This is a genomic window from Amycolatopsis sp. NPDC101161, from assembly GCF_044768185.1.
GTDB lineage: Bacteria > Actinomycetota > Actinomycetes > Mycobacteriales > Pseudonocardiaceae > Amycolatopsis.
Genome location: NZ_JBIWPI010000001.1, coordinates 2215572 through 2241708, shown reverse-complemented (window position 1 = coordinate 2241708; position 26137 = coordinate 2215572). Strand labels below are relative to the sequence as shown.

Annotated in this window: 28 protein-coding genes and 1 pseudogene; 8 read left to right on the top strand and 21 right to left on the bottom strand. The window is 72.7% G+C overall.

The window, feature by feature from the left end; all coding sequences use genetic code 11:
* Positions 1-91: 91 nt before the first annotated feature.
* Positions 92-571, bottom strand: a complete 480-nt coding sequence (locus ACIRSS_RS11020) for a hemerythrin domain-containing protein (RefSeq protein WP_400893298.1) — start codon at positions 569-571, stop codon at positions 92-94.
* A gap of 8 nt (positions 572-579) precedes the next feature.
* Positions 580-939: a hypothetical protein gene (locus tag ACIRSS_RS11015; RefSeq protein WP_400893296.1), complete on the bottom strand. Its 360-nt coding sequence runs from the start codon at positions 937-939 to the stop codon at positions 580-582.
* A 99-nt stretch (positions 940-1038) separates the two neighbouring features.
* Here ACIRSS_RS11015 and ACIRSS_RS11010 point away from each other — a divergent pair, with 99 nt between their 5' ends.
* The gene (locus ACIRSS_RS11010; RefSeq protein WP_400893293.1) at positions 1039-2127 is read left to right on the top strand and encodes a glutamate--cysteine ligase; all 1089 of its coding nucleotides are present in this window, start codon (positions 1039-1041) and stop codon (positions 2125-2127) included.
* Here the strand turns inward: ACIRSS_RS11010 and ACIRSS_RS11005 are convergent.
* Entirely contained in the window at positions 2124-2519 is a 396-nt protein-coding gene (locus ACIRSS_RS11005; RefSeq protein ID WP_400893291.1) for an STAS domain-containing protein, read from the bottom strand. The two genes, ACIRSS_RS11010 and ACIRSS_RS11005, sit on opposite strands and share 4 nt — an antisense overlap.
* Before the next feature lie 112 nt (positions 2520-2631).
* Here ACIRSS_RS11005 and ACIRSS_RS11000 point away from each other — a divergent pair, with 112 nt between their 5' ends.
* A complete protein-coding gene (locus ACIRSS_RS11000) occupies positions 2632-3765 on the top strand; it encodes a glutamate--cysteine ligase (RefSeq protein WP_400893288.1) in 1134 nt (377 codons plus the stop codon).
* 9 nt (positions 3766-3774) lie between these two features.
* Positions 3775-4776 carry an iron-containing redox enzyme family protein gene (locus tag ACIRSS_RS10995; RefSeq protein ID WP_400893285.1) on the top strand — a complete coding sequence of 334 codons (1002 nt, stop codon included), beginning with the start codon at positions 3775-3777 and terminating at the stop codon, positions 4774-4776.
* On the opposite strand, the gene ACIRSS_RS10990 is transcribed toward ACIRSS_RS10995, so the two are convergent.
* Positions 4758-4970: a CDGSH iron-sulfur domain-containing protein gene (locus ACIRSS_RS10990; RefSeq protein WP_400893282.1), complete on the bottom strand. Its 213-nt coding sequence runs from the start codon at positions 4968-4970 to the stop codon at positions 4758-4760. The genes ACIRSS_RS10995 and ACIRSS_RS10990 overlap by 19 nt on opposite strands.
* Positions 4957-5667: a HemK2/MTQ2 family protein methyltransferase gene (locus tag ACIRSS_RS10985; protein WP_400893279.1), complete on the bottom strand. Its 711-nt coding sequence runs from the start codon at positions 5665-5667 to the stop codon at positions 4957-4959. Before ACIRSS_RS10985 ends, ACIRSS_RS10990 begins: the two co-directional genes overlap by 14 nt.
* Before the next feature lie 165 nt (positions 5668-5832).
* On the opposite strand from ACIRSS_RS10985, the gene ACIRSS_RS10980 reads away from it, so the two are divergent.
* Positions 5833-5988 carry a hypothetical protein gene (locus ACIRSS_RS10980; RefSeq protein WP_400893276.1) on the top strand — a complete coding sequence of 52 codons (156 nt, stop codon included), beginning with the start codon at positions 5833-5835 and terminating at the stop codon, positions 5986-5988.
* Positions 5989-6054: 66 nt separating this feature from the next.
* On the opposite strand, the gene ACIRSS_RS10975 is transcribed toward ACIRSS_RS10980, so the two are convergent.
* Genes ACIRSS_RS10975 through ACIRSS_RS10960 form a run of 4 tightly spaced genes read right to left on the bottom strand, consistent with a single transcriptional unit; the run spans position 6055 to position 11063 of the window.
* The gene (locus tag ACIRSS_RS10975) at positions 6055-7932 is read right to left on the bottom strand and encodes a CheR family methyltransferase (protein WP_400893273.1); all 1878 of its coding nucleotides are present in this window, start codon (positions 7930-7932) and stop codon (positions 6055-6057) included.
* Between the two features lie 10 nt (positions 7933-7942).
* A complete protein-coding gene (locus tag ACIRSS_RS10970) occupies positions 7943-8707 on the bottom strand; it encodes an ATP-binding protein (RefSeq protein WP_400893270.1) in 765 nt (254 codons plus the stop codon).
* Positions 8697-9734, bottom strand: a complete 1038-nt coding sequence (locus ACIRSS_RS10965; protein ID WP_400893267.1) for a chemotaxis protein CheB — start codon at positions 9732-9734, stop codon at positions 8697-8699. Before ACIRSS_RS10965 ends, ACIRSS_RS10970 begins: the two co-directional genes overlap by 11 nt.
* Before the next feature lie 54 nt (positions 9735-9788).
* The gene (locus tag ACIRSS_RS10960) at positions 9789-11063 is read right to left on the bottom strand and encodes an acetyl-CoA carboxylase biotin carboxylase subunit family protein (protein ID WP_400893264.1); all 1275 of its coding nucleotides are present in this window, start codon (positions 11061-11063) and stop codon (positions 9789-9791) included.
* Positions 11064-11146: 83 nt separating this feature from the next.
* Between ACIRSS_RS10960 and ACIRSS_RS10955 the strand changes: the two genes are divergently transcribed.
* Entirely contained in the window at positions 11147-12649 is a 1503-nt protein-coding gene (locus ACIRSS_RS10955) for an FAD-dependent oxidoreductase (protein ID WP_400893261.1), read from the top strand.
* A 20-nt stretch (positions 12650-12669) separates the two neighbouring features.
* On the opposite strand, the gene ACIRSS_RS10950 is transcribed toward ACIRSS_RS10955, so the two are convergent.
* The 3 genes from ACIRSS_RS10950 to ACIRSS_RS10940 form a co-directional block, all read right to left on the bottom strand.
* Complete coding sequence (locus ACIRSS_RS10950) at positions 12670-12828, bottom strand: hypothetical protein (RefSeq protein ID WP_400893259.1); 159 nt, start codon at positions 12826-12828, stop codon at positions 12670-12672.
* A 55-nt stretch (positions 12829-12883) separates the two neighbouring features.
* Positions 12884-13018 carry a hypothetical protein gene (locus tag ACIRSS_RS10945; protein ID WP_400893256.1) on the bottom strand — a complete coding sequence of 45 codons (135 nt, stop codon included), beginning with the start codon at positions 13016-13018 and terminating at the stop codon, positions 12884-12886.
* 279 nt (positions 13019-13297) lie between these two features.
* Complete coding sequence (locus tag ACIRSS_RS10940) at positions 13298-13498, bottom strand: SDR family NAD(P)-dependent oxidoreductase (RefSeq protein WP_400893445.1); 201 nt, start codon at positions 13496-13498, stop codon at positions 13298-13300.
* 116 nt (positions 13499-13614) lie between these two features.
* Here ACIRSS_RS10940 and ACIRSS_RS10935 point away from each other — a divergent pair, with 116 nt between their 5' ends.
* Complete coding sequence (locus ACIRSS_RS10935; protein WP_400893254.1) at positions 13615-14628, top strand: DNA topoisomerase IB; 1014 nt, start codon at positions 13615-13617, stop codon at positions 14626-14628.
* Between the two features lie 133 nt (positions 14629-14761).
* On the top strand, positions 14762-15103 hold the full coding sequence (locus ACIRSS_RS10930; protein WP_400893252.1) for a hypothetical protein: 342 nt from the start codon (positions 14762-14764) through the stop codon (positions 15101-15103).
* Between the two features lie 2 nt (positions 15104-15105).
* Here ACIRSS_RS10930 and ACIRSS_RS10925 read toward each other — a convergent pair whose 3' ends face one another.
* On the bottom strand, positions 15106-15489 hold the full coding sequence (locus ACIRSS_RS10925) for a VOC family protein (protein WP_400893250.1): 384 nt from the start codon (positions 15487-15489) through the stop codon (positions 15106-15108).
* Positions 15490-15493: 4 nt separating this feature from the next.
* A complete protein-coding gene (locus ACIRSS_RS10920; protein ID WP_400893248.1) occupies positions 15494-16480 on the bottom strand; it encodes a YihY/virulence factor BrkB family protein in 987 nt (328 codons plus the stop codon).
* 81 nt (positions 16481-16561) lie between these two features.
* Here ACIRSS_RS10920 and ACIRSS_RS10915 point away from each other — a divergent pair, with 81 nt between their 5' ends.
* Positions 16562-17029 (top strand): SRPBCC family protein, encoded by a 468-nt coding sequence (locus ACIRSS_RS10915; RefSeq protein ID WP_400893245.1) that lies wholly within the window; start codon positions 16562-16564, stop codon positions 17027-17029.
* Here the strand turns inward: ACIRSS_RS10915 and ACIRSS_RS10910 are convergent, their stop codons facing one another.
* From ACIRSS_RS10910 to ACIRSS_RS10880, 7 genes and pseudogenes are all read right to left on the bottom strand, one after another.
* Positions 17030-18445, bottom strand: coding sequence for an FAD-dependent monooxygenase (locus ACIRSS_RS10910; RefSeq protein WP_400893242.1), 1416 nt, complete (start codon positions 18443-18445; stop codon positions 17030-17032).
* Positions 18446-18721: 276 nt separating this feature from the next.
* Entirely contained in the window at positions 18722-20314 is a 1593-nt protein-coding gene (locus tag ACIRSS_RS10905) for a phytoene desaturase family protein (RefSeq protein ID WP_400893241.1), read from the bottom strand.
* Positions 20315-20328: 14 nt separating this feature from the next.
* Entirely contained in the window at positions 20329-21402 is a 1074-nt protein-coding gene (locus ACIRSS_RS10900; RefSeq protein WP_400893443.1) for an NAD-dependent epimerase/dehydratase family protein, read from the bottom strand.
* A 46-nt stretch (positions 21403-21448) separates the two neighbouring features.
* On the bottom strand, positions 21449-23473 hold the full coding sequence (locus ACIRSS_RS10895; RefSeq protein WP_400893238.1) for a CocE/NonD family hydrolase: 2025 nt from the start codon (positions 23471-23473) through the stop codon (positions 21449-21451).
* 21 nt (positions 23474-23494) lie between these two features.
* The gene (locus ACIRSS_RS10890) at positions 23495-24679 is read right to left on the bottom strand and encodes a zinc-dependent alcohol dehydrogenase (protein ID WP_400893442.1); all 1185 of its coding nucleotides are present in this window, start codon (positions 24677-24679) and stop codon (positions 23495-23497) included.
* A gap of 68 nt (positions 24680-24747) precedes the next feature.
* On the bottom strand, positions 24748-24954 hold the full coding sequence (locus tag ACIRSS_RS10885; protein ID WP_400893440.1) for an inorganic phosphate transporter: 207 nt from the start codon (positions 24952-24954) through the stop codon (positions 24748-24750).
* 154 nt (positions 24955-25108) lie between these two features.
* Positions 25109-25558: pseudogene (locus ACIRSS_RS10880) on the bottom strand (anion permease); the annotation flags it as partial.
* Between the last annotated feature and the right edge of the window lie 579 nt (positions 25559-26137).

The following is a 26137-nucleotide window of genomic DNA, read 5'->3' as shown; positions in this document are numbered from 1 at the left end:
ATCACCGCCCAGGCCTTGTCCGTCAACTCACCGCGACCAACCACGTCCGCAATCCAACCGGACCGCAGCTAGGTCACTTACAGGACACGCCCTAGGCCTTGGCGCTCTTGAGTTCCAGCGGGTTCTTGGGCGCGTCACCGCGCGCGTCGATCATCCGCTGCCCCAGTTCCTGCAGCCGCTTGCGGCCCATCGCCGAACGGACCTCCGGGAACCACTCGTCTTCTTCCTCTTCGACGTGGTGGCGGACGTTCTCCGTCAGCACCGTCACCTTCGCGTCGAACGTCTCGTCCTTCGGGTCCATGCCGAGCAGCTCGGACAGCATCCAGACGACGACGTGGTGCTCCTCCACGCTTTCCAGGATGTGGTCCTTCGTGTCCGGCACGGCTTCGCGCGCGGCCGGGTAGAAGATCTCCTCCTCGATGTACGCGTGGACGGTCAGCTCCTCGATGATCGAGTCGGCGATCCGGCGCTTTTCGCCGTACGCCTCCTCGCCCGCCTTCTCGAACTCCTTGAACAGCTTCTCCACGGTCTTGTGGTCGTTCTTGAGCAGCACGATCGCGTCGGTCGACATCGGTGTCCTCACGGTGCGGCCAGGCCCCGCAGGGTGACCTGGGCGTTTTCCAGTTCCTTCGTCATCAGCAGGGCCACGGTGCCGGCGTGGGCCAGCGCCCGGCCGACGTCCCCCACCGAGTCCCACGTGGCCGCGACGGCGTCGTCGCCGCCGTGGCCGGCCACCCGGCCGGACAGCAGGCCCTCCTCCAGCCGGCCCTGCAGGGCGGGCAGCAGGTGGGTCAGGTCGTCCGCGAGCAGCCGCAAGGCGCCCAGCACGCGGTACAGCTCGGCGGGTGAGTCGAGCCCGCCGTCGCCGACGCAGCGGGCCAGCCGGCGCACGGTGGCCCCGGCGTCGGCGGCCAGCAGCGACGGTGTGGGAGCGTCCATGAGCGCCCGGTTACCCGCTCCCCGCCGGGGAAAACGCCGTTTGCGCCGGTCGCCGCGCGGGTATCCCACCGGCTCCCCGACCCCCCAGGAGCAACCCCGGTGAACCCAGACGTGCTGACCTTCGGCATCGAAGAGGAGTTCTTCGTCGTCGACCGGCGTGGTCACCTCTCGCAGGCCGGCGACGACGTCGTCGACGCCGCGGAGGCGGCCGAGGACGTCCAAGGCGAGCTGCAACACGAGCTGAACCTGTCGCAGGCCGAAGCCGCCACCGACGTCTGCAGCACCCACGCCGAGGCACTGCGCCAGGTCGGCGGGCTGCGGGACGACCTGGCCGAGGCGGCCCGGGCCCGCGGCTACCGGCTGCTGCCCGCCGGCGCGCCCCCGCTGTCCGAAGCGGAGCCGCCGCGGATCACGCCGAACCCGCGCTACCAGCGGATGGCCGAGCACTTCGGCGCCACCGCCTGGACTTCGCTCACCTGCGGCTGCCACGTGCACGTCGCGATCCCCGACAAGGCGCGGGGGATCGACGTGCTCAACCACGTCCGGCCGTGGCTGCCCGCGCTGCTGACGATCACCGCGAACTCGGCGATCGTCGACGGCTACGACACCGGGTACGCGAGCTGGCGCTACCACCAGTGGAGCCGGTGGCCCTCGGCCGGGCCGCCGCCGCGGTTCGCGTCGCTCGACGAGTACGAGAGCATCGTCGACGGCTGGCTGCGCTCCGGCGCGATCCTGGACCGCGGGATGATCTACTGGGACGTCCGGCTGTCGGAGAAGCAGCCGACGCTGGAGTTCCGCATCTCCGACGTCGCCGCGACGCCGACGGAAGCGGTGCTGCTGGCCGTGCTGGCCCGCGGGCTCGTCGCGACCGCGCTGGCCGACGACGGCCCGGCGCCGGAGCTGTCGAACGAGGTGCTGCGCGGCCGGCTCTGGCGGGCGTCGAAGGAAGGGGTCACCGGCTCCTGCCCGCACCCGCGGACCGGCGAGCTGGAGCCGGTGAAGGCGGTGCTGGACGACTTGATCGCGCTGACCGCCCCGGCTTTGAAGACGGCGGGAGACCTGGACTTCGCGCGCGAGACCACGGCCCGCTTGGCGGCCGAAGGCGGCGGCGCCGACCGGCAGCGGCGTGCCTTCGCGGAAAAGAACTCGGCGGAGGCCGTGGTCGACGTGCTGACCGGAAGCGCCTAGGGCAGAAGGGGTTCGAGCGCGTCGAGCAGCTCGAGCGCGCGGACGGCGGCCCGGGAACGGCCGGGGTCGACGACGAGGTGGACACCGGCCGCTTCGGCGGACCGGTGGGCACGCACGAGGACCCGCAGGCCCGCCGCGCCGAAGAACCGGACCTCGGCCAGGTCGACCCGCAGGACCCCGGGGCAGGCGCGGATGTGCTCGGCCAAGGTCGCTTCGAGCGCGCTCGCGGTGCAGAGGTCGACCTCGCCGCCGACCTGGACGACGATCGCGTCCGGCGACTTCCACCGGAGCTTGCTCCGGAGGTCCCCCTCCGCGGGGGCGCGGGGCGCCGGAACCCGCGGCGTCCGCGGCGGATCGGCTGCCACCACCCGCGGGCGCTCGTAGGTTGTCATGCGTCCGAGATACCCCTCGCGCGCCGACGGCCAAACAAAGGCCGGGCCCAGGCGCATTTACCCCGGCCGAACGGGTAACCACCGCCGAACGCCCGCGCGGAAGGAGCCCGCCATGGCCGACGGCCCGCCCACGATGGGCGTCGAGGAAGAGTTCTTGCTGGTCAACCCGCGCACCGGGCACGCGTCACCGGGCGCGGAGCCGGTGCTGGCGCGGTACCGCCACCACGGCCCGCTGCCGGACGGCGTCCGGGTGCACCGCGAGCTGCGGCTCACCCAGATCGAGGCCGCCAGCGGCGTCTGCACCACCGCCGGGGAACTGCGTGAGCACTTGACGGCGGCGCGGCGGGTGCTGGCCGGCGCGGCCGCGGCCGAGGACTGCGCGCTGCTGGCGACCGGCACGCCCGTCGGGCCCGGACCGGCCACGCCCCCGCCCGCGGCGACCGGCCGCTACGCCGACATCGACGCCGCCTACGGCGCGGTGGTCGCCGACTACGAGGCCTGCGGCTGCCACGTCCACGTCGGGGTCGCCGACCCCGACACCGCGGTCGCGGTCGTCAACCACCTCGGCCGGTGGCTGCCCACCCTGCTCGCCCTCTCCGCCAACGCGCCGTTCGACCACGGGCGCGACACCGGTTACCACAGCTGGCGGATGGTCCTGCAGTCCCGCTTCCCCGGTTCCGGCGTCGCGCCGCACCTGCGGGACCACGCCGAGTACCGGCGGGCGGTCGAGACGCTCGTCGACTGCGGCGCGCTCGTCGACCCGGACCAGACGTTCTGGCTCGCGCGGCCGTCCGGCCGCTTCCCGACGGTCGAGCTCCGCGTCGCCGACACCGCGCTGACCGTCGACCACGCCGTACTGCAGGCCCTGCTCAGCCGGGCGCTGGTGCGGCGGGCTCTCGACGACCTGGCCGCCGGGCGCGAAGCCACGCCGCTGTCCCCGCAGGTGACCGCGGCGGCGGTGTGGGCCGCGGCGCGCCACGGGCTGACCGGCCTGCTCGTCGACCCGCTCGAAGAGACGCGCCGGCCGGCGTGGTCGCTGGTCGAGGCGCTGCTGGACCACGTCCGGACGGCGCTCGATGACAGCGGGGACCTGACGGAGGTCCAGGCGCTCGTGGCGGCGCTGCGCGCCGACGGGACCGGTTCGGTGCAGCAGCGCGCGGTGGCCGGGCGCGGGACGGCGGAGGCGGTGCGGTGGCTCACCGCGCGGACCGTGCCGGCCGGGCATGGAACGCGGCTGACCGGGTAAACCCCGGCCATGACGACCTTCACCGCCGCAGCCACCCTGCCGGCGTCCCGCGGTCCGCTTTCGGCGAGTGTTTTGCAGACGCTGCTGCGCGAACAGCCTCGCGCGGACCTGAGTTTCGACGGCCTCGCGGACGCCGACCCGCTCGGCGACGACCTCCAGCTCGCCCTGCACCTGTGCTACGAGCTGCACTACCAGGGCCTGCCGGGCGTCTCGCCCGACTGGGAGTGGGACCCGGAGCTGCTGCGGCTGCGCGGCGCGCTCGAGGCGCGGTTCCTGGCCGCACTGCGGGAAAACGTGCGGGGCGGCGACGACGTCACCGCCGAACTCGACGCGTTGCTCGTCGAACCGCTTGACGCCGAAGGGGTGTCGCACTTCCTGCGCGACCACGGCGACTGGAACCACGTGCGCGAGTACTTCACGCACCGCTCGATCTACCACCACAAGGAAGCCGACCCGCACGCGTGGGTGATCCCGCGGCTGCGCGGCCGGGCCAAGGCGGCGGTGGTGGCGGTGGAGTTCGACGAGTTCGGCGGCGGCCGCGCGGAGCTGGCGCACGCCCGCCTCTACACGGACCTGCTGCGCGCGGCGGGCCTGCCGGACGGCTACCTCGAGCTGATCGACCAGGTGCCGGGCACGATGCTCGCGGTGGTCAACATGATGTCGATGTTCGGCCTGCACCGGTCGCTGCGGGGCGCGCTGTGCGGTCACTTCGCGGCGGCGGAGATCACGACGGCGCCGTCGGCGACGCGGCTGGACCAGGGGTTGCGCCGGCTGAGCGCACCCGAGGCGTGCCGGTTCTTCTTCACCGAGCACATCGAGGCCGACGCCGTGCACGAACAGGTGATGCGCCACGACGTGCTCGGCGACCTGCTCGAGCAGGAGCCCGAGCTGGCCGCCGACGTCGTGCTGGGGATCCAGGCGACGGAGTTCCTGGAAGGCCGGTTCGCCGCGGGGCTGCTGGAGAGCTGGCGGGCCGGGCGGTCGTCGCTGCGTCAGCCGTCGGCGGGCTGAGCCCGGACGCGTTTGCGGTGGCTGGTGTCGCAGAAGGGGAACCGCTTGCTCCGGCGGCACGCGCACACCGCGACGACGAACCGGTCGGACGTGACGACTTCGCCCTCCGGGGTGCGCAGTTCGACCGGTCCTTCGACGAGGACCGGTCCACCCGGGACGACGGTGACGCGGCGGGGGCGGTCAGCGGACGGCACGCAGCACCACCAGCTCCTCCATCCGCTGCCCCGGCTCGATCAGGCCGGCGGCCTCCAGGAACTCCATCCGTCCGGAAAGGACCGGCCCGAACGGGATGCGCGCGGTGCGGACCACGTCGGCGCGCAGTCCGCGCGCGGTCAGCACCTGCAGCGACTTGTCCACATCCGACAGTCGGGATTGGACGATCAGCATCGTGCCGCCGGGCCGCAGGAGCGTGTCCGCCCGGTCGCAGAGCGGGTCGAGGACGGCCCGGCCGTCCGGGCCCGCGTCCCAGCCGCGGGTGGCGCGGACCGTCGCGGCCGGGGACGGCACGTACGGCGGGTTGGCGACGACGACGTCGAACGGCCCCTCCCCCAGCGCGGTCGCGAGGTCGCCGCGGCGGGGCCGGATCCGCAGGCCCCGGGTGAGCGCGTTGAGGCGGACCGACACCAGGGCACGACGGGAAAGGTCCAGCGCCAGCACGGTTTCCGCGCCGCGACGGGCGAGCGTGAGCGCCTGGGCGCCGGTGCCCGTGCAGAGGTCGAGGGCCCGCGCGCCGGGCGGGATCGCCAGCTCGGCGATCGCCGCGGCGAGCAGGGCGGTGTCCTCTTGGGGGCGGTAGACGCCCGGGAGCCGCAGCAGCCGCGGGGCGGGCCGGAGGACGACGGGCCGGGCGGCCAAGGGGCCCGGGCGGACGGGTTCCGCCGACGTGGTCATCTCGGTCTCCTTCACTCGCCGCGGCCCGGCGCACTCGCCGGCGGACAACCGCGTCGGCCCCGGCTACCCGGCGAAGATCGCCGCAAACCGATCGGCCGCGGAGTGGTTGACGGAGGTGTCACGGGGTAACCGCGTCCGGAAAAGACTTCCGGAGGAGGATCCGAGATGACGAGTCAGGACCGCACGCAGCACCCGGCGAACCCCGCCGAGGGCGACGACCCGCACGGCGACACCCCCGAGGCCCAGCGCGAAACGCTGCGCGGCGAGCAGGGCACGTCGAGCGGCGATCAGCACGACGACAGCGACCCGCAGTCCGGCTGACCCGGACCGCAGGGAGGTGCCGCGCACGACGCTCGGCCCGGCCTCGGTGGTCGTCCCACCCGCGGGTCAGGACGTCGGCGCGGCCTCTTCGGGCACCGGCCCGGTTTCCTCCATCATGAGCAGCGCGCCCACGCTCTGCCCGTCACGGCCCCGCAGGGTGCTGCACACCAGCCGCACCACGACGGCGCGCCCCCGGCGGTTGACGGCGTCCAGGGCCAGCTCGGCCGGGGAACCGGTGTCGGCGAGCGCGTCCCGGACCACCGGGCGCAGCTCGGCGATCGGCAGGCCGATGTCCAGGTTGAGCAGGTGGATCCCCTGCGCCTCTTCACGGCGGACCCCCCAGAGGTTCTCCGCGGCGCGGTTCCAGGCCTTGATCCGCATCTCGGTGTCGATCACCACGATCCCGGCCTGGACGGCGGTCAGCACCGACTCCAGGAAGTCGTTCAGCTCGTCGAGCTCGAGGCCGCGGTCCCGCAGCGCGTCGTTGATCGTCTGCAGCTCGTCGTTGGTGGAGTGCAGCTCCTCGTTCATCGTTTCGAGCTCTTCGTTGGTGGACTGGAGCTCTTCGTTGGTCGTCTCCAGCTCCTCCACGGTGGACTGGAGCTCCTCGTTGGTGGTCTCCAGTTCCTCGTTGGCCGACTGCAGCTCTTCGTAGGCCGACTTGAGCCTGCCGTTCGTGTACTCGAGCTCGGTGAGCAGCAACCGCGCCCAGCTCACGTCGTGGAACACCACCGACACGCCGAGCAGGCTCTTCTCCTTGCCCAGCAGCGGGTTCACGTGCACCTCGTACCACACGGCGTCGCCGCTGCGGCGCCACTCGACGTCCTTGATCCGCAGCGATCGGCGTTCCAGGCGCGCCTGCTCGACGTAGGGCCGGAGCGTGACCGGGCGGTAGGAGACGTCGAGGTCCCAGAGCTTCCGGCCGACGTCCCGTTCGGACAGTCCGAACGCGCTTTCGGCCTGCTGGTTGACCAACGCGACGACCTCGTCGCCGGTCACCACGATCTGGGCGACGGGACTGGTCGAGAACGCGTGCTCGCGCAGCTGGTCGAGAGTGGACACGTCGGCCGAACGGCGCGGCGGGTGGTTGTGCCCGCCGAAGTACCGGTAGCCGACCCCGGCGGTGGCGCTCTTGCGGAAGATCCGCTGCTTGAGGTCGAGCGGCTCGAACAGGCGGGTGTGGCTCAGCAGCATCTCGGCCTTGCCCAGGAACATCATGCCCCGGGGCGCCAGCGCGAAGTGGAACCGCTCGAGGATCTTCGTCTGGGTGTCGGCGTTGAAGTACATCAGGGTGTTGCGGCACACGAGCAGGTCGATGCGGGAGATGGGGGCGTCCTGCACGAGGTCGTTGCGCCCGAAGATCACCGAGCGACGCAGGTCCTTGCGAAAGGTGTAGCGGCCACCCTGCTGCTCGAAGTACTCCGCGAGCTGGGCCTCGGACACGCCGCCGAGCTCGTCCGGGCTGTAGGACGCGTGCCGGGCCTGGGCGAGGGCTTCCTCGTCGACGTCGGTGGCGTAGATCTTGACCCGCTGGCGGAAGGCTTCGGTCCCGAGCGTCTCGGCGAACGCGATGGCGATGCTGTAGGCCTCCTGGCCGGCCGCGCACCCCGAGCTCCACACGCGGATCGGCTCCTCGGGGTTGCGTTCGGCCAGCAGGGCCGGGATCGCGTGCTCGCGCAGGTACTCCCAGGCTTCGGGGTCGCGGAAGAACCCGGTGACGTTGATCAGGATGGTGTTGAACAGGGCGGCGAACTCGTCGGCGTTCACCTGGAGCTGGTCGACGTAGTCCGCGTAGCTCTCGGCACCGACCTGGCTCATGCGCCGCTGGACCCGCCGCATCAGGCTGGTCCGCTTGTAGCCGGTGAAGTCGAAGCCGCGGGACTCCTTGAGGTAGGCGAGCACGGACTCGAACTCGTCGTCGGTTTCCGCCCGGGGATCCGTCACCGAGGACACGCTACTCGCCGGCCGCGCGTGGGCGGCGACGCCGGGCCAGCACCGCCCAGACGACCTTGCCGCCCCGCCAGGACCGGCTGCACCCCCAGACCCGGGCGATCTGCGCGACCATCTGCAGGCCCAGCCCCGGATCGGAGCTGTGGACGCGCTCGTGCCGCACCGCCGGGTGCGGGTCGTCGTCGCCGACGGCGACGGTGAACACGTCCCTGCGCAGCTCGAGCCGGAGCCGAGGCGCCGAAAGGGTGTGCCGGATCGTGTTCTCCACCAGCTCCGTCGCGATGAGCAGGGCGTCCTCGCTGTGTTCGGGTACGCCCCACTCGGCGCAGACGCGGGTGACGAACTGCCGCGCCAGTGCCGAGGCGTGGACCGACGGCATCAGCAGCTGCACCGCCCGGCGCCGCGGCGGGTGGTCCCGTTCGAGCTCAGCCGTCGCGACGTCCGGGTGGACCGCCACGAAGCGGTCTATCGTCCGGACCTTCAGCACCGCGAGGTGCTCCGGCCGGGAGGAGACCAGCGCGAACGGGACACCGGGCCAGTCGCTGATCCGCATGGCGATCGTCGCGAAGACGACGGCCAGCCGGTCTTCGTCGATGGAGAGCTGGCCGATGTCGGCGATCACGCTGTCCGGGGCGTCCGTGGCGATCTTGAGCAGGCCGTCGCGCAGGTCGGGATAGCTCGCGTGACCGAGCCGGCCGGTCACGGTCACCACCGTGGCCCCGGCCCGCGTCTCCGGGACCAGGCGCACCACGGCGTCCTCACCGGTCATCGTCGGCACCGGTCCCGGGATCCTGTGCGAGCAGGAACCGCCGCAGCGTCTCCGCGGCGGCGACGCACTCGCGCACGGTGTTCTCGTACCGCCGGCCCAGCAGGCCGATCCGGTCGCCGGCGTTGTCCTGCATCCGCCGGGCGAGCGCCGTTTTCTCGTCGAGGGACCGCAACGCCGTCCACAGCGCCCGTTCGAACTCGAGGTCGTGGGCTCCGAGCAAGGCCTCGGCCGACCAGCCGTGGCCGATGCGGCACCGGTAGTGCCCGTCCCGGCCGCCGACCTCCACGAGCGAGCCGCCGCAGTCCGGGCAGCTGTGGCCGGAAGGCGGGGTCACGTCGTCCGGAACGACGGCGTCGAGCCGGACGCCGTCCCGCGCGATCCGGTCTTCCAGGAGCAGCGCGGGGGAAGGCTGCGCCACCGCGGCCGCCGGCGCCGGGGTGCGGACCAGCTTGTCCAGCACCTTGCCGAGCACCTCGACCGGGTACACGTGCTCGGTCGGGGTGCGGGCGAGCGCGCTCTCGGGCATTCCGGGGTAGAGCGCCTCGGCCGGGTCCTGCACCAGCGCGGCGCCGCCCCGGTCGACGATCGCGCGGAGCCCGAGCGCGCCGTCGTCGAGGGCGCCCGAGAGCACCACCCCGACCGCCGCCGGGCCCGCCGCGATGGCCACGGACCGGAAGGTGGCGTTGACCGCCGGGCGGTGCCCGCTTTCGGTGGGGCCGTGGCTGAGGAACAGCACGCCGTCGTCGAGGAGCAGGTGACGGTCCGGTGGGGCGACGTGGACCACGCCCGCGGACAGCCGGCGGCCGTGCGTCGCGGCGACCGCGGGGAGCTCGCCGGCCCGGCCGAGGATCTGGGGCAGCGCGCTCGTTCCGCCCGGGGCCAGGTGCATGACCACGAGGATCGCCGCCGGGAAGTTCACCGGCAGCACCCGGACCAGCTGACGGAGCGCCTCCACGCCGCCCGCGGACGCGCCGATCACCACCACGTCCCGCTGGACGGGCACGGCGACCACCTCCTCACCGGTCACGGTAGACCCGTCACCGTCCCGGGAGACCTCCGGGCGCTCGCCGAAACCTGCTCGTCACCCTTCGTCGAACTCGAACCGCAGGGCGTCCACGCACGCCTGGTACTTCTGGGTCATCTCGTGCTCGGTGTGCGCCGCCACGAACAGCTGGGCCAGTTCGAAGCTGTAGCTGTCCTGCTCCGGCAGCTCCGAGAGCCGCTGCCCGGCCTTCGGCACGATCGCGATCTGCGTGCCTTCGATCCGGTCCTCGATCGCGGCGACCTCTTCCCGCGTCGGCACGCGCGTGACGACGGCGTCTTCGAAGCGGCGCAGGTACCACTTCGCCGCGATCTGGTACTTCCCCCTGCTGGGCCGGCGGCCGGGGTCCTGGCCGAGGCCGAGGCGCACCATGATCTCGTGGTTGGCGACGCCGTCGACGAACTCGAACAGCTCGGCGTGCGACTGCGAGTGCCGCGGGTTGATCTCCAGCAGGGCGACCTGGCCCGATTCGGGGTCGCAGAAGAACTCGATGCTGAAGGTGCCGTTGTCGTAGCCGATCTGCCGCATCACCCGCTCGGCCACCTCGCGCATCCGCCGCACGGGTTCCTCCCCCAGCTGCGACGGGTACTGGTGGCGCAGGAACGACGAGCTGTCCGGGTAGTTGATCGAGTCGAGGGCGCCGTAGACGACGACCTCGCCGTGGTACACGTAGCCCTCCACGGCCGCCTGGGCGCCGTGCAGCGCTTCTTCGGCCAGGCAAGCGGATCCGCCGACCCGGGCGATCTCCGGCGGCAGCCGCACCTGGTCGAGCACGTACCCGAACGGCTCGCCCACGCGTCCCACCCCGGCCCGGATTTCGGCGACCGCGTCGGCGAATTCGGCTTCGTCCCCGGCCTTGAACGCGAGCTCCGACGAGAACGACTTGACCGGCTTGAGCCACATCGGGAAGTTCACGCCGCGAGGCGGGGCGGGGTGCTCGTCGTCGAGGTCGACGACGCCGAAGTTCGGCAGCTCGTCGATCACCTCGCGCTGCTCCAGCCGGCTCCAGTACTTGTGCTCGCACTTGAGCACCGCTTCCAGCGACAGGCTGGGCAGGCCGTAGCGGGCGCACAGGATCGGGACGAGCGTCGCCGCCGGGAAGTCCCAGTAGGTGACGATCGCGGCGATGTCGCCGTCGAAGGCGTCCAGCTGGTGCTGCGCCGTCTTCAGCAGCGCCTCGAAGTCGATCTCGCCGTGCTGCAGTTCTTCCGGCGTAAGCAGACCGTGGAACTCGTACGTCCCGGCCCAGGGCAGTCTCTGCAGGACGCGCTGGTTCTCCTCGTCCAGCCCGACCACGAAGATGTTGTTGCTCATGACCGTGGCCTACCCGGGGCCCGGGGGCCGAAACGGTCCGGACGGCCGAGTTTCGGCGCACCGGGAGCGGGCACCCCGCGCGCATGACCGCACTGCCCGAACCGCTTTCCCTCTGGGTCGAGACCGCGCCCGCGCCGGACCGGACGGGGGTTCCGGTCCCGGAGTCGGCCGACGTCGCGGTGCTGGGCGCGGGCATCGCCGGGCTCACCACGGCCCTGCTGCTCGCCCGCGGCGGCCGCTCGGTCGTCGTGCTCGAAGCGGACCGGGTCGCCGCCGGGGTGTCCGGCCACACCACCGCGAAGGTCAGCGCCCAGCACGGGGCCAAGTACGCGGAGCTGACGTCCCGCCACGGCGAAGAAGCGGCGCGGACCTACGCCCGGACGCAGAGCGCCGCCCTGGAGTGGATCGCCGCCACCGCGGCCGAGCTGGGGATCGACTGCGGCTTCACCCGCGCGGACAGCTACGTGTACACGACGCTTGAAAAGACCGTCGACTCGCTGAAGCGGGAGGCGGACGCCGCCGCCGCGGCGGGCCTGCCCGCGTCGTTCACCACGGACGTCAGCCTCGACGTGCCCGCGCTCGGCGCCGTCCGGACCACCGGGCAGGCGCACTTCCACCCGCGCCGGTGGCTGCTCGGGCTGGCCGCCGAGGTCGAGCGCGCCGGCGGCACCGTCGTCGAGAACGCCCGCGCGACCGCGGTGAACGGGCAGACCGTCCGGACCTCGCGCGGCGACGTCGTGGCCGGCGAGGTCGTCGTCGCGACCCACTACCCCGTCCTCGACCGCGGCTTGTACTTCGCCCGGCTGGAACCGGTCCGCGACCTGGTCGTCGCCGGTCCGGCGGCCGGGAACGCGCCGCCGTCGGGGATGTTCCTCGACGCCGACACGCACCACTCCGTGCGCGGGTATACCGAGCGAGGCACGCCGATGGTGATCGCCGGCGGCGAGCACTACCGCGTCGGGGCGCACGTCCACGTCGAGCGCCGGTACCGGCGGCTCGCGGACTGGGCGGATGCGCACGCGGGCCTGCACCGGGTGACCCACCGCTGGTCCGCGCACGACATGTCCACTGTGGACCTGCTGCCGTACGTCGGGCGGTACCTGCCGGGGACGAAGAACCTGTGGGTGGCCACCGGGTTCGGCCAGTGGGGCATGACCGGTGGCACCGCCGCGGGGCACGTCCTCGCCGCGCGGATCCTCGGCGAGCCGCACCCGGCCGCGGACCTGTTCGACCCCAACCGCTTCGACGCCCGTTCGGTGCTCGGGGTGGCCGAGGACAACCTGACCGTCGCGAAGTACCTGATCGGCGACCACGTGGCGGCGCTGTGGCGGTCGGAGAAGCTCGATGACCTCGCGCCCGGGGACGCCGAGGTCGTCCGCGTCGGCGGCGAGCTCGTCGCCGCGCACCGCGACGAAGCCGGGCAGCTGCACACCGTCGGCGCGCACTGCACCCACCTGGGCTGCCTGGTGTCGTTCAACGACGCCGAGAAGACCTGGGACTGCCCCTGCCACGGCTCGCGCTTCGGCGTGGACGGCGAAGTCGTGCAGGGCCCGGCGGTGCGCCCGCTGCGCCGCGGCCCCGCGTGACCTTCCCGTGAGAGCGCCGGCTAGCCGGAGGCGACCTTCTTGCCGGCGTCGTAGAGCAGGTGCAGGGCGTCGGCGATACCGATCGCGGTCAGGACCGTGGCCGCCAGCCGGGTCGGGCGGGGCGCGATGACCAAGCCCGAGCCCGGGTGCCGACCCACACGTTCAGGCAGCACGGGCACGTCAGCAGCTCGCCCACCGCGTGCCCGACGTGGCCCTTCGCCGGGACGGACTCGTTCAGTTCGTCGGGGCTTTGTCCTTCGCGGCGCCGGGCACGATCTTGTCCTCGCCGCCTATACGAGCGTCGTAACCGGCTTCGGCGATCTCGGCCGGCGAATCCTTGTCTCCGGCGGCGATCTTGGTGTCCTCCATGTCCGCGCGTTCGAGAACTCGGTGCCGACCGGGCCGGGCAGCATTGCCGTCAGGGTGACGCCCTTGTCCTTCACTTCGGCCCGCAGGCCCTCGGAGAAGGACGTCAGAACGCCTTTCGACGAGGTGGACAGCACCCGCGCGCGGCCGTGCCCGACCATGCCGGGCACGACCCGCTTGGTGAGGTGCACGGCCGAGCGCGCGTTGAGGTCGACGACGGTCAGCTGGTCCTTGAGGAGGGTGTCGCCGGCGAACTCGCCGTTGATGCCGACACGTCGGCGTTTACGGCCGGCGCCTCCACCGGTCGGCCGTCGAGCTGCCGGACGAGCTCCTCGACCCGGGCCCCCCGCAGGCGCGGACCTGGTCGGCTGCCGCGACCGGCTCGGCGTCCTCGGCCGCGGGCACGACGTCGAAGTCGTGCCGGGCCAACTGCTTCGCCAGTTCGAGCCCGATCCCGCTGGACGCGCCGGTGACTGCGGCCAGTGGCTCGGTCGCAGTGGTCGTGCGACCGCTCCCTTCCGGTTGACTACCTGCGGCGTACTCCGCCCGCCATCGGGCAATCGTGGTTTCCCGGTACGCGGGGCGGGTATTTCGCGGCGATGGGACGCACCCGACTCCGCCGCAGTGACCTGAGCGGCCCCGGCATCCGGCGGATCCGCCGCGGCCGGGGCTTCTCCTACGCCACGCCCGACGGCTCGCCGGTCACCGACCCGGAGCTGCTCGACCGGATCAAGGGCCTGGTCATCCCGCCCGCCTGGCGGAACGTGTGGATCTGCCCGTACCCGAACGGGCACGTCCAGGCCGTCGGCACGGACGACGCCGGGCGGCGCCAGTACCTGTACCACGAGCAGTGGCGGCGGGACCGCGACGAAGAGAAGCACGATCGCGTGCTGGCGATGGCGCGACGGCTGCCGTCGTGGCGCGCGTCCGTCGAGGAGGACCTGACCGGGTCCGGCCTCACCCGGAAGAGGGTGCTCGCGGCGGCGTTGCGGATGCTCGACCGGGGGATCTTCCGGACCGGCGGCGAGGAGTACGCGGAGGAGAACGGCACCCACGGCGTCGCGACGCTGCTGCGTTCGCACGCGTCGGTCCGCGGGGACGAGTGCCGGTTCTGCTACGTCGCGAAGGGCGGTATCGACCGCGAAGTGGCGATCCGGGACGCCGCGCTGGCGTCGGTGGTGAAGTCGCTGCTGCGCAGCAAGTCCGGCAGCGACCGGCTGCTCGTCTACCGCGAGGGCCGCACCTGGCACGAGGTGCACGCGGCCGACGTCAACGAGCGGTTCAAGGAGCTGGCCGGCGACGACTGCACGGCGAAGGACCTGCGGACGTGGAACGCGACGGTGCTCGCGGCGGCCGCGTTCGCGACGGCGGAGGCGCCGGCGTCGAAGGCCGCGGCCAAGCGGGCGGAGTCCGGGGTGATGAAGGAGGTCTCGAAGGCGCTCGGCAACACCCCGGCGGTGTGCCGGTCGTCCTATGTGGACCCCCGGCTGGTCGAGGCGTACCGCGACGAGCGCACGATCTCGGCGGCCCTGAAGCGGGCAGCCCGGCTCGACGGCGACGACGCGCGAGCGGTGCTCGAGAAGGCCTGCGCACGATTGCTCAGCCACGCGTGATTGAAGATCACCCGGGCGGGGAACCCCGCCGGTGGCTTCCCCCCGGCGAGTGACAGGAGACACGGTGAGTGAGCGTCGATCCACCCGTCCGTGTACTGGCCCGCGGACCCGGTCGTCCGGGAACCTGGGACCGGTGAACCCCGACGCTTCCCCCGTGCGCTGGCGCGCGTCGATCGGCCTGACGGTCGGCGGCGACGGCCCGGTGTCGAGCATCGTCGAGTCCGAGCACGGCAGTGAGGGATCGGCCCGCGAGTGGGTCGAGCGGAAGCTGCCGCGGACCAGGTTCCCGGCGTGGATCCCGGCGGCCCGGCGGGCCGACGGGGTCGAGTTGTTCGGGCAGGTGGCCCGGGGCCGGGTGGTCACCGGGCGGCTGGTTCCCACCTGGGAGTCCGAGGGGACCGCCGTGTGGCACGCCGATCCGGCCGGGGACCAGGTCCGGTGGCGTCGCTGTGCCGTGGAGCCCGCGGAAAGCTGAGGCTAGCGGGCCTCCCCCACATCCTTGCGCAGCAAGCAGAACTCGTTGCCCTCCGGGTCCTGCAGCACCTCCCAGGACTCGCTCCCGTCCTGCCCGACGTCCGCCCGGCGGGCTCCCAACGCCAGCAACCTCGCCAGCTCCGTCTCGTGGTCCGTCCCCGCCGGGCTCACGTCCAGGTGCAACGGCAGCTTGCCCCGCTTCGGGCTCTCCGTCCGCGCCAGGATCAGCGTCGGCGGGCCCGCGCCGAACCGGCCGCCCGGCGGACCCAGCTCGAGGCCGTCGGGCTCGTGACCGATCACCTCGTAACCGAGCACGGCGCACCAGAACTCGGCCAGCCGGTCCGGGTCGTGGCAGTCCAGCACCAGTTCCGTGATCCGGCAGGCCATCCGCTCAGCTCCGTTCGGTTTCCTTCGCCACGATCGCGGCTTCGTCCGCGTCCATCGCCTTCGTGTCGCGCGGCGGCAGGAACGGCTCCGCCTGGTCGTCCTCGCGGCCCGCCTCGATCGCGCGCCCGCGAGCCAGCTCGGCGTCCAGTTCCGCCCCCAGCAACACCGCGATGTTCGAGATCCACAACCATACAAGGAACACGATCACCCCGGCCAGCGAACCGTAGGTCTTGTTGTACGACCCGAAGTTCGCGACGTACAACGCGAACCCCGCCGACGCCGCCACCCACAGCACGACGGCCAGCAGCCCACCCGGCGTCAGCCACTTGAACCCCGGCAGCCGCACGTTCGGCCCCACCCAGTACAGCAGCGCGAACGCCAGGCTGACGAGCAGGGCGATCACCGGCCACTTCGCGATCTCCCACACCAGCACGCCCGTCGAGCCGAGCCCGATCAGATCGCCGATCCGGCGGGCCACCGAACCCGTCGCCACCACGCCCAGCGCGCACGCCGCCAGCAGCACCACGATCCCGACCGTCAGCGCGATCCGCAGCGGGATCGTCTTCCAGACCGGCCGTCCCTCGGGCATGCCGTAGATCGCGTTCGACGCGCGCATGAACGCCCCGACGTAGCCGGACGCCGACCACAGCGCGCCCAGCAGGCCGATGATCGCCACCGGCCCGGCCAGGCTGCGCGAGCCCGCCAGCTCCTTGATCGCGCCGACGAGGATGTCCTTGCCCTGCCCCGGAACCACCTGGGTGATGGTGTCGATCACGGTCTGGATCGCGTTCGGGCCGAGCAGGCCGAGGATCGCCGTGAGCACGATGATGCCCGGGAACAGCGACAGCACGCCGTAGTAGGTGAGCGCCGCGGCCCAGTCGGTCAGGTTGTCGCGGTTGAACTGCTTGAAGGTGCGCTTGAGCACCCCGCCCCACGTCCGCTTGTCCAGCTCGCCCGGGCCTTCGGGCGTTTTCCCTCGATCGGCTGCCATCGCCACCTCCTGCTCAGGCGCTGGGCATACCCCGTCCGGGACGGGGTACTCCTCGTTCGTCCCGACCAGCAGGAGGAAGCCGTGACCGAGGTCAGCCGCGTGATCGACGTACCGCCCGACGCCGTGTTCGACGTCCTCGCCGACGGCTGGCTCTACGCCGGCTGGGTGGTCGGGAGCTCGCACATCCGCGACGTCGACCAGGACTGGCCCGCCGTGGGTTCGCGGATCCACCACAGCGTCGGCCCGTGGCCGGTCCACATCCAGGACGAGACCGTCGTGACGGCGGTCGAGCCGGGCGTTTCGCTGTCGCTGGAGGCCCGCGGCTGGCCGCTGGGCGCGGCGGCCGTCGGGCTGACGCTGGTCCCGCACGGCGAGGGCAGGACGCTGGTGCGGATGACCGAGCACATCGTCCGCGGCCCGGGGAAGGTGCTGCCGGCGGCCCTGCAGGCGCTGCTGGTGAAGCCGCGGAACACCGAGTCCCTGGCGCGGCTGGCGGATCTCGCGACCGGCAAGTACGCCCGCGCGAAGAGCGGCCACCCGCGCCCGTGATCAGCCGGCGGGCTCGCCGAACCAGCGGGTCAGGTTGCCGTCCAGCTCCTGCTGGTGCTCGCCGACCCAGGCGACGTACCCGTCGGGGCGGAGCAGGAGCGCGGGGACGTCCACGGCCGCCGTGGGGTCCGCGATGACGTCGACCCGGTCCGCCCAGCCCCCGGCGGTCAGCCGCTCGGTGCGGTCGAGCACGAGGCCGCGGCCCCGGCGCAACCGGTCGTAGAGGCGGCCCTGCTTCAGCTCGACGTCCCGCAGGCGGCGGCCGACCGGGTCCGGCTCCGCGCCGAAGTCGTAGCGGAGGCCGGTCGCGGTGATCTTCTCGATCAGGTACCGGTTCACCTCGGGGAAGTCCATCAACTCGGTGAGCAGCGCGCGCACGGCCCGCGGCCCCGGTCCGGCAGCCTGCAGTTCGACCTGGGCGCGGGTGTTGGCCAGCACGTCCTCGGCGACCGGGTGGCGTTCGGCGTGGTAGGTGTCGAGCAGGGTTTCCGGCGCCCAGCCGCGGAGGTGTCCGGCCAGTTTCCAGCCCAGGTTGACCGCGTCCTGGACGCCCAGGTTCAGGCCCTGCCCGCCGGCCGGTGGGTGGATGTGCGCCGCGTCCCCGGCCAGCAGCACCCGGCCGACCCGGTACTGCTCGACCAGCCGGGTGGCGTCGCCGAAGCGGGACATCCAGCGTGGGGAATGGACGCCGAAGTCGGTCCCGGCGACCGCGTTCAGGGCGTGCCGAAAGTCCTCGATGACAGGCGTTTCCGCACCGGCTTCCGACTCGGGCACCACGACGCGGTAGATACCTTCGCCGAAGGGACGGAAGTCGAACGACTTGGTCGTCTCGCGGACTTCGGCGACCTTGGCCGAGATTTCCGCCGGCGGGGCGCCCACTTCCATTTCGCCCATCAGCGTGAAGGTTCGCGCGGGTTCGCCGGGGAAGCCGACGCCGAGCAGCTTGCGGACGGTGCTGCGCGCGCCGTCGCAGCCGACGAGGTACCGCGACCGCAGCCGCTCGCCGTCGGCGAGTTCGACGGTCACTCCGTCGTTGTCCTGCTCCAGACCGGCCACCTGAGTGCCGCGCCGGATCTCCGCGCCCGATTCGGCCGCGTGGTCGCCGAGCAGCCGATCGACGACCGGTTGCGGGATGCCCAGCAGGTAGGCGGAGTCGAGCGCGTCGGGCGCGGGCTTGGGGATGGCGGCGAAGACCCCGCCGACCGGGCGCCGGCGGCCGTGCTCGAGGAGGCGGTCGAGGAGTCCGCGCATCGCCATGAGTTCGAGGCTGCGGACGTGCAGGCTCACGACGCGGACGAACGACGACGCCGGTTCGGGTTCCTTCTCCAGCACGAGGACCCGCACATCGTGCAGCCGCAGTTCGGCGGCCAGCATCGCGCCGGTGGGCCCACACCCGGCGATGATCACATCGAACACGAACCACCCGTTTCCGCAGGTCCCAGCATCGGCGGCCGAGTATGCGGTAGCCGGAGTGCGGCCGCAAGCGAAATACGGCGCACGGGGCGGCGGCCGGGCTCAGGGGGCTCGCGGGTGGGGCTCCGCTCGACCATCGACCGCGCGGCTGGCCCGCCCGACCACCGCCGAGCACCCCTCGCCCAACCGCAAATCGCGCAGCACGCCACCCGACCACCACCACACAGCCCTCAGCGGCAAATCGCGCGGCAGCCCGACCGGAACACCACCGGCACCCGCTCAACCGTAGATCGCGCGGTGCGCCGCCCGGATCACCGCCGCGTACCCCCCACCGAAAACGCCCGCCCGGGCCAGCGCCGCCTTGGCCGCGTTCGCGCCCGGGCCTCCGTGCACCGCGCCGCCCGGGTGGGCCGATGCTCCCGCCAAGAACAACCGGTCCACCGGGGTGTCCGCGCGGCCCGTGCCCGGGACCGGGCGGAAGAACAGCTGCTGGTGGATCGCCGTCGTGCCCGCGTTGATCGCGCCGCCGACCAGGCCCGGGTTGTGGTCCGCCAGCTCGGCCGGCCCCTGCAGGTAGCGGGCCTTGATCAGGCCGGTGAAGCCCGGCGCGTTCGCCTCGACCGTCTCCTCGATGCGCTTGGCCCGCCGCTCCAGCGCCGCGCGGTTCTCCATCGTGCCGCGCGGCACGTGCGTGTACGCCCACGCCGCCTCCGTGCCCGCCGGCGAGCGCGTCGGGTCGGTCGTGGTCATCTGGCCCAGCAGCAGGAACGGGCGGCGCGGGGTCCGGCCGCGGGCGAGCTCGCCGCCGAACGCCGACAGCCCGTCCAGGTCCGTCCCGAGGTGGACCGTGCCGGCGCCGCGCGCGGCCTCGGCCGTCCACGGGATCGGGCCGGACAACGCCCAGTCCACCTTCACCGTCGCGCTGTCCCATTCGAACTTGCCGAGGTCTTCGAGCAGCCGCGACGGCAGCCACTCCTCCCCCACGAGCTTGCGGTACAGCACCGGGGCGGGCACATCGGCGAGGACGGCCTTGTTCGCCCGCACCGCGACACCGGAACCGTCGCGGACGCCGAGCGCGCGGCCGTCGCCGACGAGCACCTCGCGCACCGGACGTCCACAGTGGACCTTCCCGCCGCGGGACTCCAGCCGGCGCACCAAGGCCGCGATCAGCTCCCCCGCCCCGCCTTCGGGCACCGGGAACCCCGCGTCCTGGCCGATCATCGCCAGCAACCAGCCGAAGACCGCGCTGCCCGCGTTGTCCACGGACAGGTCGCTGTGCGCGGAGTTGCCCGCCACGAGCAGCTTCGCGCCCTCGCCGGTGAACAGTTCGTCGCCGAACCGGCGGGCCGGCAGCGTCAGCATCCGCGCCAGGCGCAGCGCGTCCCCGGTTCCGGTGCGCCGCAGCAGCTTCAGCGCCGGGCGGACCGGCGGGAACGGCGTGAACAACGCGTTCAACAGCGGCTCGCGGATCTCCCGCCACTGCTCGAACAGCCGGCGCCACGCGTCGCCGTCGCCCGGGGCGAACTCGTCGGCCGACGCCGCCGTGCGGTCGATGTCCCGCGACAGCACCGCGCACCGGTCGTCCGGCAGCACGTGCGCGAGGACGTCGGGGGCGTGCCGCCAGCGCAGGCCGTGCTCCTCCAGCTTCAGGCCCCGGATCACCGGCGACACCGCCGAGAGCGGGTAGAACGCGCTGAACAGGTCGTTGCGGAAGCCCGGCTCGGTGACCTCGGCGGTGCGGACCGCGCCGCCCACGTGCTCGGTCGCCTCCAGCACGAGCACCGACCAGCCCGCGTCGGCCAGCAGGTTCGCCGCCACCAGTCCGTTGTGGCCGGCGCCGATGACCACGGCGTCGGCGGCTTCGGTGCTCACTGGCGGCCTCCCGTTCAGGCTTGCGACTGGTGGCTCGGCCCCACCCGCGTGAGCGAGCGCAGCCTCGAGACGACCCCGCCGCGGCGCGGCGGGGCCAGGGGCGGGCTCGCCGCCCCCTCGCCCGACCGGAGCCCGGCGACCAGCTCGGCGACCGCGGACGCGGCGTCGTACCGAGGTTGCCAGCCCAGCGCGGTCTCCGCCAGCGTCGTGTCGGCGAGCGCCGCGCGATCGGCGAGCTCCAGCCAGCCCGGGTGCACCGGCAGCACGCCGCCCGCCCACGCCGCCAGGACCGCCACCTGCGCGAGCGGCTTCGGGACCGGGAGCCGCCGGCCGCCGAGGATCCCGGCCAGCGCGTCGGAGTCGAGCACCTCGGGTGCGGCGAGGTTGACCGCGCCGGCGAAGCGGCGGTCGAGGATCAGCCGGATCGCGTCGGCGACGTCGGCGGTGTGCACCGCCTGGGCGCGCAGCCCGGTCCACAGCGGAACCGGCAGCCCCCGGCCGCCGACGATCCGGGCGGGCACCACCGGGTCGAGCAGCCAGCGCGCGAACTCCCCGGCCGCGCGCCGGTGGACGATCGCGCACGGCCGGAGCCGGGCCACCGACACCTCGGGGTGCCGCTCCCCGAACCGGTCGAGCAGTGTTTCCAACGCGGCCTTGCTCCGGCTGTAGGCGCTGTGCGCGATCCCGGTGCAGGCGTGGGTTTCGGGCACCTTCTCCCAGCGCGGCGCCGGGCCGTAGGCGGCGACTGACGACGCGACGACCAGGTGCGGCACCCCGGCCGCCGCGGCCGCGGCGAGGACGTTCCGGGTGCCGTGGTCGTTCGTGCGCCACATCGGCGGGTCGCCGCGCACCGGGGAGATGGCCCACGCGAGGTGGACGACGGCGTCGGCGCCTTCGAAGAGCCGGGTCAGCTCCGGTTCGGCGCCCGGGGCGCCGATGTCGGTGGCGCGCCAGCCCACCCGGCGGTAGGGCAGGGCCGTCGTGTCGGGCAGCCGGCGCGCCAGGCCGACGACGTCGTGGGCAGGGTCGAGGGCGGCCAGCAGCGCCGTTCCGACGTTGCCGGTGGCCCCGGTGATCACGATCCGCACCCGCAGTGCGTACCCCGTCACGCGCCGATGAAACCAGACGGTGGAACTAGACCAGGTCGCGCGGGATCCGCCGGTGCCAGTTCCGGGAGACGATCCGGCGGGCGCCGTCGTACCCGTCGAGCTGCGCGTCGATCACGAACTCGGTGTCCGTGCAGGACACCCGGGTGCGCGTCTCGCTGCGCGCGAGCCACTCGCCGCGGGAGAAGGTCACGGTCCACTCGGTTTCGGCGACCGGCGAGCAGAAGTCGTCGGCCTCCCAGCTGTAGCGCTCGCGGACGTCGCGGCTGACCTCGAGGTCGAGGTCGTCGAAGCGCACGGTGCCCGCGTTCTTCACGATGTCGAGCGCGGAGTGGTAGTCGACGAGGTCGCGCGAGACGGTCCAGCGCTGCTCCCCCGGCGTCAGCGCGGTGACGGGCATCGGCGGCGCGCCTTCGGGTTCGCCGAACGGCCGGGCGGGCAGCTCGTCCGGCTCGGCGACCGGCCGCACCGGCAGCTCCAGCGCGCTGTGTCCGGTGTGGACACTCAGCAGCACCGGCTTCGGCGGCGGCCACGCCAGCGGCCAGTACGAAGTGGACAGTGACAGCCGGATCCGGTGCCCGGCCGGGAAAGCCTGCGCGACGGCGTTCAGCTCGATCTCGACGGCGCACCGCTGTCCCGGCTCCATCGGCGCCGGCTCGTCGTGGCCGTTCCGGTGGGTCAGGTTGAGCAGGCCGTAGGTGACGCGGGTGGCGCGCCCGTCCGGGGCGACGTCGGACAGCCGGGCCGCGACCATCGCGACCGGCCGGTCGGCCGAGACCTCCAGCCGCACCACCGGGGAGCCGAGGATTTCGCAGCGTTCGGTGAGCACGTCGGTGTCGAAGACCAGCGAGCCGCCGTCCTCCTCGCGCTGGTCGTAGGGCAGGTCCGGCGGGGCGCTGTAGGACGCCCACTTGCCGGAGAACTGCCCGACCGACAGCGGCGAAGACACCGTCAAGGCCTCGTCTTCGACGCTCTCCCCCGGTCGCGCGAGCCGGTGCCGTGCCAGCGGCAGCTGCTGCGGCTTGACGTGCGGCGACGGCCAGGTCGCCTCCCCGACCCACCGGCCGGGCCGGTCTTCGTAGGACGTCGAGGGCGGCACGCTCTCCTGCATCCACGTCCGCAGCATCGGCCCGTCCATGGCCTCGTTCTCGGCGCCGCGCAGCCAGTGGTCCCACCACGTCACGACTTCCTGGAGGTAGCCGATCGCGGGACCCGGCTCGCCGAGGTGGGGGTACTTGTGCGACCACGGCCCGATCAGCCCGCGCCGCGGGACGTCGAGGTGGGCGAGCAGCCGGATGACGGCGTTGGAGTAGCCGTCGGCCCACCCGCTGGAGGCCAGCACCGGGACCTGGACGTCGCTGTAGTTCTCCGACACCGAGGCGTGCCGCCAGTAGTCGTCACGCCGCTGGTGGCCGAGCCAGTTCTCGATCCAGAGGCTGCAGTTCTCCAGCCGTTCCAGCCACATCTCGCGCCACCGGTCGCCGACGACCGCCGGGTCCGGCGGCAGCGTGGCGTAGGCGAACATCGTGCCGGACTCGGCGACGTTGTCCGACAGCAGGCAGCCGCCCATGTAGTGCATGTCATCGGCGAAGCGGTCGTCGGTGAACGAGGAGATGACGATCGCGCGCAGGCTCGGCGGTTTCCGCGCCGCGACCTGCAGGGCCGCGAACGCGCCCCAGGAGATCCCCATCATCCCGGTGTCGCCGGTGCACCACGGCTGCGCGGCGATCCACTCGAGGACGTCCTCGGCGTCGAGCTGCTCGCGTTCGAGGTACTCGTCGGCCAGGACGCCCTCGGACTCGCCGGTGCCGCGGATGTCCACGCGCACGCACGCGTAGCCGTGGCCGGCGAGGTAGGGGTGGTGGATCGAGTCGCGTGGGGCGGTCAGGTCGCGCTTGCGGTACGGGATGTACTCGAGGATCGCCGGGACCGGCTCGGCGTCCGAGGAGACCGGCCGCCAGATGCGGGCGGACAGCGCGGTCCCGTCGGACGCCGGGATCCGGACGTGGTCGGAGACGGTGATTTCGTGCGGCAGCGAGGTGACGGCTCGCAAGAGTCGGTTCCCTCCCGGGGTCTAGGGCTGGAGCAGGATCTTCTGGGCGCCGTCCAGCTTCTTCTGGAAGATCTCGTACGCGCGCGGCGCCTCGGCCAGGGGCAGCTTGTGGGTGGCGAAACCCTCGACGCCGAGCGGGTCACCGTCGGCGGTGAGCACCGGCATGATGTCGTCAACCCAGTGCCGGACGTTGGCCTGGCCCATCCGCAGCTGCACCTGCTTGTCGAACAGCTCCATCATCGGCATCGGGTCGACCATGCCGCCGTAGACGCCGGACAGCGAGATCGTCCCGCCGCGGCGGACGGCGTCGATGGCCGCGTACAGCACGCTCAGGCGGTCGATGCCGGCCTTCTCGGTGACCCTGGCCCCGATGGCCTGCGGGAGCAGGTTGACCAGGTTGTGCGCGAGCTTGCCGACCGGCGCGCCGTGCGCCTCCATGCCGACGGCGTCGATGACGGAGTCCGCGCCCCGGCCGTTCGTGAGCTGCCGGATGGCGTCGGCGATGTTCTTGTGGTCGCGGGTGTCGAGGGCGGTGGCGCCGTGCTCGCGGGCCCGGGCGAGCCGCTCGGGCACGAGGTCGACGCCGATAACCTGGCCGGCCCCGCGGTGCCGCGCGATCCGGCAGCTCATCTGCCCGATCGGCCCGAGCCCGAAGACGACGACCGTGCCGTCCTCCGGGACGTTCGCGTACTCGACGGCCTGCCACGCGGTCGGGACGACGTCGGAGAGGTAGACGAACCGCTCGTCCGGCGGGCCGTCCGGCACCTTGATCGGGCCGTACTGCGCCTGCGGGACGCGCAGGTACTCGGCCTGGCCGCCGGGGACCTGGCCGTAGAGCTTGGTGTAGCCGAGCAGCGCGGCGCCCTTGCCCTGCTCCTTGACCTGGGTGGTCTCGCACTGCGACTGCAGGCCGCGTTCGCACATCCAGCAGTGGCCGCAGGAGATGTTGAAGGGGATGACGACGCGGTCGCCGGGCTTGATGCCGGTGACGGCGTCCCCCACCTCTTCGACGATCCCCATCGGCTCGTGGCCGAGGATGTCGCCTTCGGTCATGAACGCGCCGAGCACTTCGTAGAGGTGCAGGTCGGAGCCGCAGATCCCGGTCGAGGTGACGCGGATGACGGCGTCGGTGGACTCCTCGATCTTGGGGTCCGGTACGTCCTCGACGCGGACGTCGCGCTTGCCGTGCCAGGTCACTGCCTTCATGGCTCTCCCTTTCCGGGTACGGGGTCCTCGGGGCCCGGTTTCCCGAAGAAGGAAGAGGCAAACGCGGCTCAGGTCAGCGCGTCCGCCACCAGGTACACCGCCGACAGCCGGCGCGTGGCACCCACGCCCATGATCGCCGCCGTGATCACGTGCGTCGTCGAGATCGGGGCCTTCACCGCGAACGCCGTCACATACAGCACCGACGACGCCACCGACTCCGCCACGAACCCGTGCGGCGGGTCCAGCGGGAACACCCGGCGGCCCAGCGTGCGCATGATCCGGAGACCACCCGAATAGGTGCCCAGCGACAAGGCCGCCGCTCACAGCAGGGTCGCCCACAAGGGCACGTCGAACGTCTGCTGCTCCCCCGCGCGCCAGGACGATCACGCCCATGCCCTTCTGCGCGTCCTGCAGCCCGTGGCCGAGGGCGAGCGCCGACGCCGAGAGGATCTGGAACCGGCGGAACACCCGGCCGCTGCGGTGCGGGTTGGCGCGGCGCAGCAGCCACAGTGCGGCCACCATCGCCGCGTAGCCCAGCCCGAGCCCGAGCAGCGGGGACGCCACCATCGGGATCAGCACCTTCTCGCCGATCCCCGCCCAGTGGACCGTGCTCGCGGCCGCCAGCGCCGCGCCCACCATCCCGCCGATCAGCGAGTGCGAGGACGACGACGGCAGCCCGAAGTACCAGGTCACGAGGTTCCAGGTGATCGCGCCGGCGAGCGCGGCGAACACCACCGTGAGCGCGTCCGGGCCGGCCGGGACGTCGATGATGCCCTTCGCCACCGTCGCGGCGATGCCCGTCGACAGCAGCGCGCCCGCCAGGTTCATCACCGCCGCCAGCAGCAGCGCCGCGCGCAGGGTCAGCGCGCGCGTCGACACCGCGCTCGCGATGGCGTTCGCGGCGTCGTGGAACCCGTTGGTGTAGTCGAAGAAGAGCGTCAGGACGATCACGACGACCAGCGCGGCCGTGCCCGTCACTCACGACTCCTTGACGGCGATGGTCTGCACCACGTCGGCGACGTGCTCGAAGGCGCCGGTAGACGCGGTCGGCCTCGTTCTCCAGCTCGTTGATCTCGATCCAGTACGGCTCGAGCTCGCCGACCTTCGCGAGCCCCGGCATCGAGTTCGCGGTCAGCTCGGCGCAGCGGGACAGCACTCGGACCAGCACGTCGGTGCCCGGCGGGAACGCCTCGATGCGGTACAGCACGGCCAGGTCCGCCGCGGTGTCCATGAAGTCGAGGACGTCAAGGACTCCCGCTCCACGGGCTCGGCGGCGACGAGGTCGCGCAGGAGCGCGGCGGCGGTCACCAAGTTCCCCGCCGCGTCGGTGAGCAGGTCGAAGAACCGGGTACCTCGCGGGGTGAACCGCATGAAAGCCGTCCCTTCGCCGACGCGGCCGCCGCGAGCCGGGTACCCCCGCAAGGAGCACGTTTAACAGGCGTTCTCCGGGAAACCAGG

Coding starts and splice junctions, on each gene's coding strand:
- ACIRSS_RS11020 (WP_400893298.1), bottom strand. CDS start 571: ATGTCGACCGACGCGATCGTGCTGCTCAAGAACGACCACAAGACCGTG.
- ACIRSS_RS11015 (WP_400893296.1), bottom strand. CDS start 939: ATGGACGCTCCCACACCGTCGCTGCTGGCCGCCGACGCCGGGGCCACC.
- ACIRSS_RS11005 (WP_400893291.1), bottom strand. CDS start 2,519: ATGACAACCTACGAGCGCCCGCGGGTGGTGGCAGCCGATCCGCCGCGG.
- ACIRSS_RS11000 (WP_400893288.1), top strand. CDS start 2,632: ATGGCCGACGGCCCGCCCACGATGGGCGTCGAGGAAGAGTTCTTGCTG.
- ACIRSS_RS10995 (WP_400893285.1), top strand. CDS start 3,775: ATGACGACCTTCACCGCCGCAGCCACCCTGCCGGCGTCCCGCGGTCCG.
- ACIRSS_RS10985 (WP_400893279.1), bottom strand. CDS start 5,667: ATGACCACGTCGGCGGAACCCGTCCGCCCGGGCCCCTTGGCCGCCCGG.
- ACIRSS_RS10980 (WP_400893276.1), top strand. CDS start 5,833: ATGACGAGTCAGGACCGCACGCAGCACCCGGCGAACCCCGCCGAGGGC.
- ACIRSS_RS10970 (WP_400893270.1), bottom strand. CDS start 8,707: ATGACCGGTGAGGACGCCGTGGTGCGCCTGGTCCCGGAGACGCGGGCC.
- ACIRSS_RS10960 (WP_400893264.1), bottom strand. CDS start 11,063: ATGAGCAACAACATCTTCGTGGTCGGGCTGGACGAGGAGAACCAGCGC.
- ACIRSS_RS10955 (WP_400893261.1), top strand. CDS start 11,147: ATGACCGCACTGCCCGAACCGCTTTCCCTCTGGGTCGAGACCGCGCCC.
- ACIRSS_RS10945 (WP_400893256.1), bottom strand. CDS start 13,018: ATGGAGGACACCAAGATCGCCGCCGGAGACAAGGATTCGCCGGCCGAG.
- ACIRSS_RS10935 (WP_400893254.1), top strand. CDS start 13,615: ATGGGACGCACCCGACTCCGCCGCAGTGACCTGAGCGGCCCCGGCATC.
- ACIRSS_RS10925 (WP_400893250.1), bottom strand. CDS start 15,489: ATGGCCTGCCGGATCACGGAACTGGTGCTGGACTGCCACGACCCGGAC.
- ACIRSS_RS10920 (WP_400893248.1), bottom strand. CDS start 16,480: ATGGCAGCCGATCGAGGGAAAACGCCCGAAGGCCCGGGCGAGCTGGAC.
- ACIRSS_RS10890 (WP_400893442.1), bottom strand. CDS start 24,679: ATGAAGGCAGTGACCTGGCACGGCAAGCGCGACGTCCGCGTCGAGGAC.
- ACIRSS_RS10885 (WP_400893440.1), bottom strand. CDS start 24,954: ATGCGCACGCTGGGCCGCCGGGTGTTCCCGCTGGACCCGCCGCACGGG.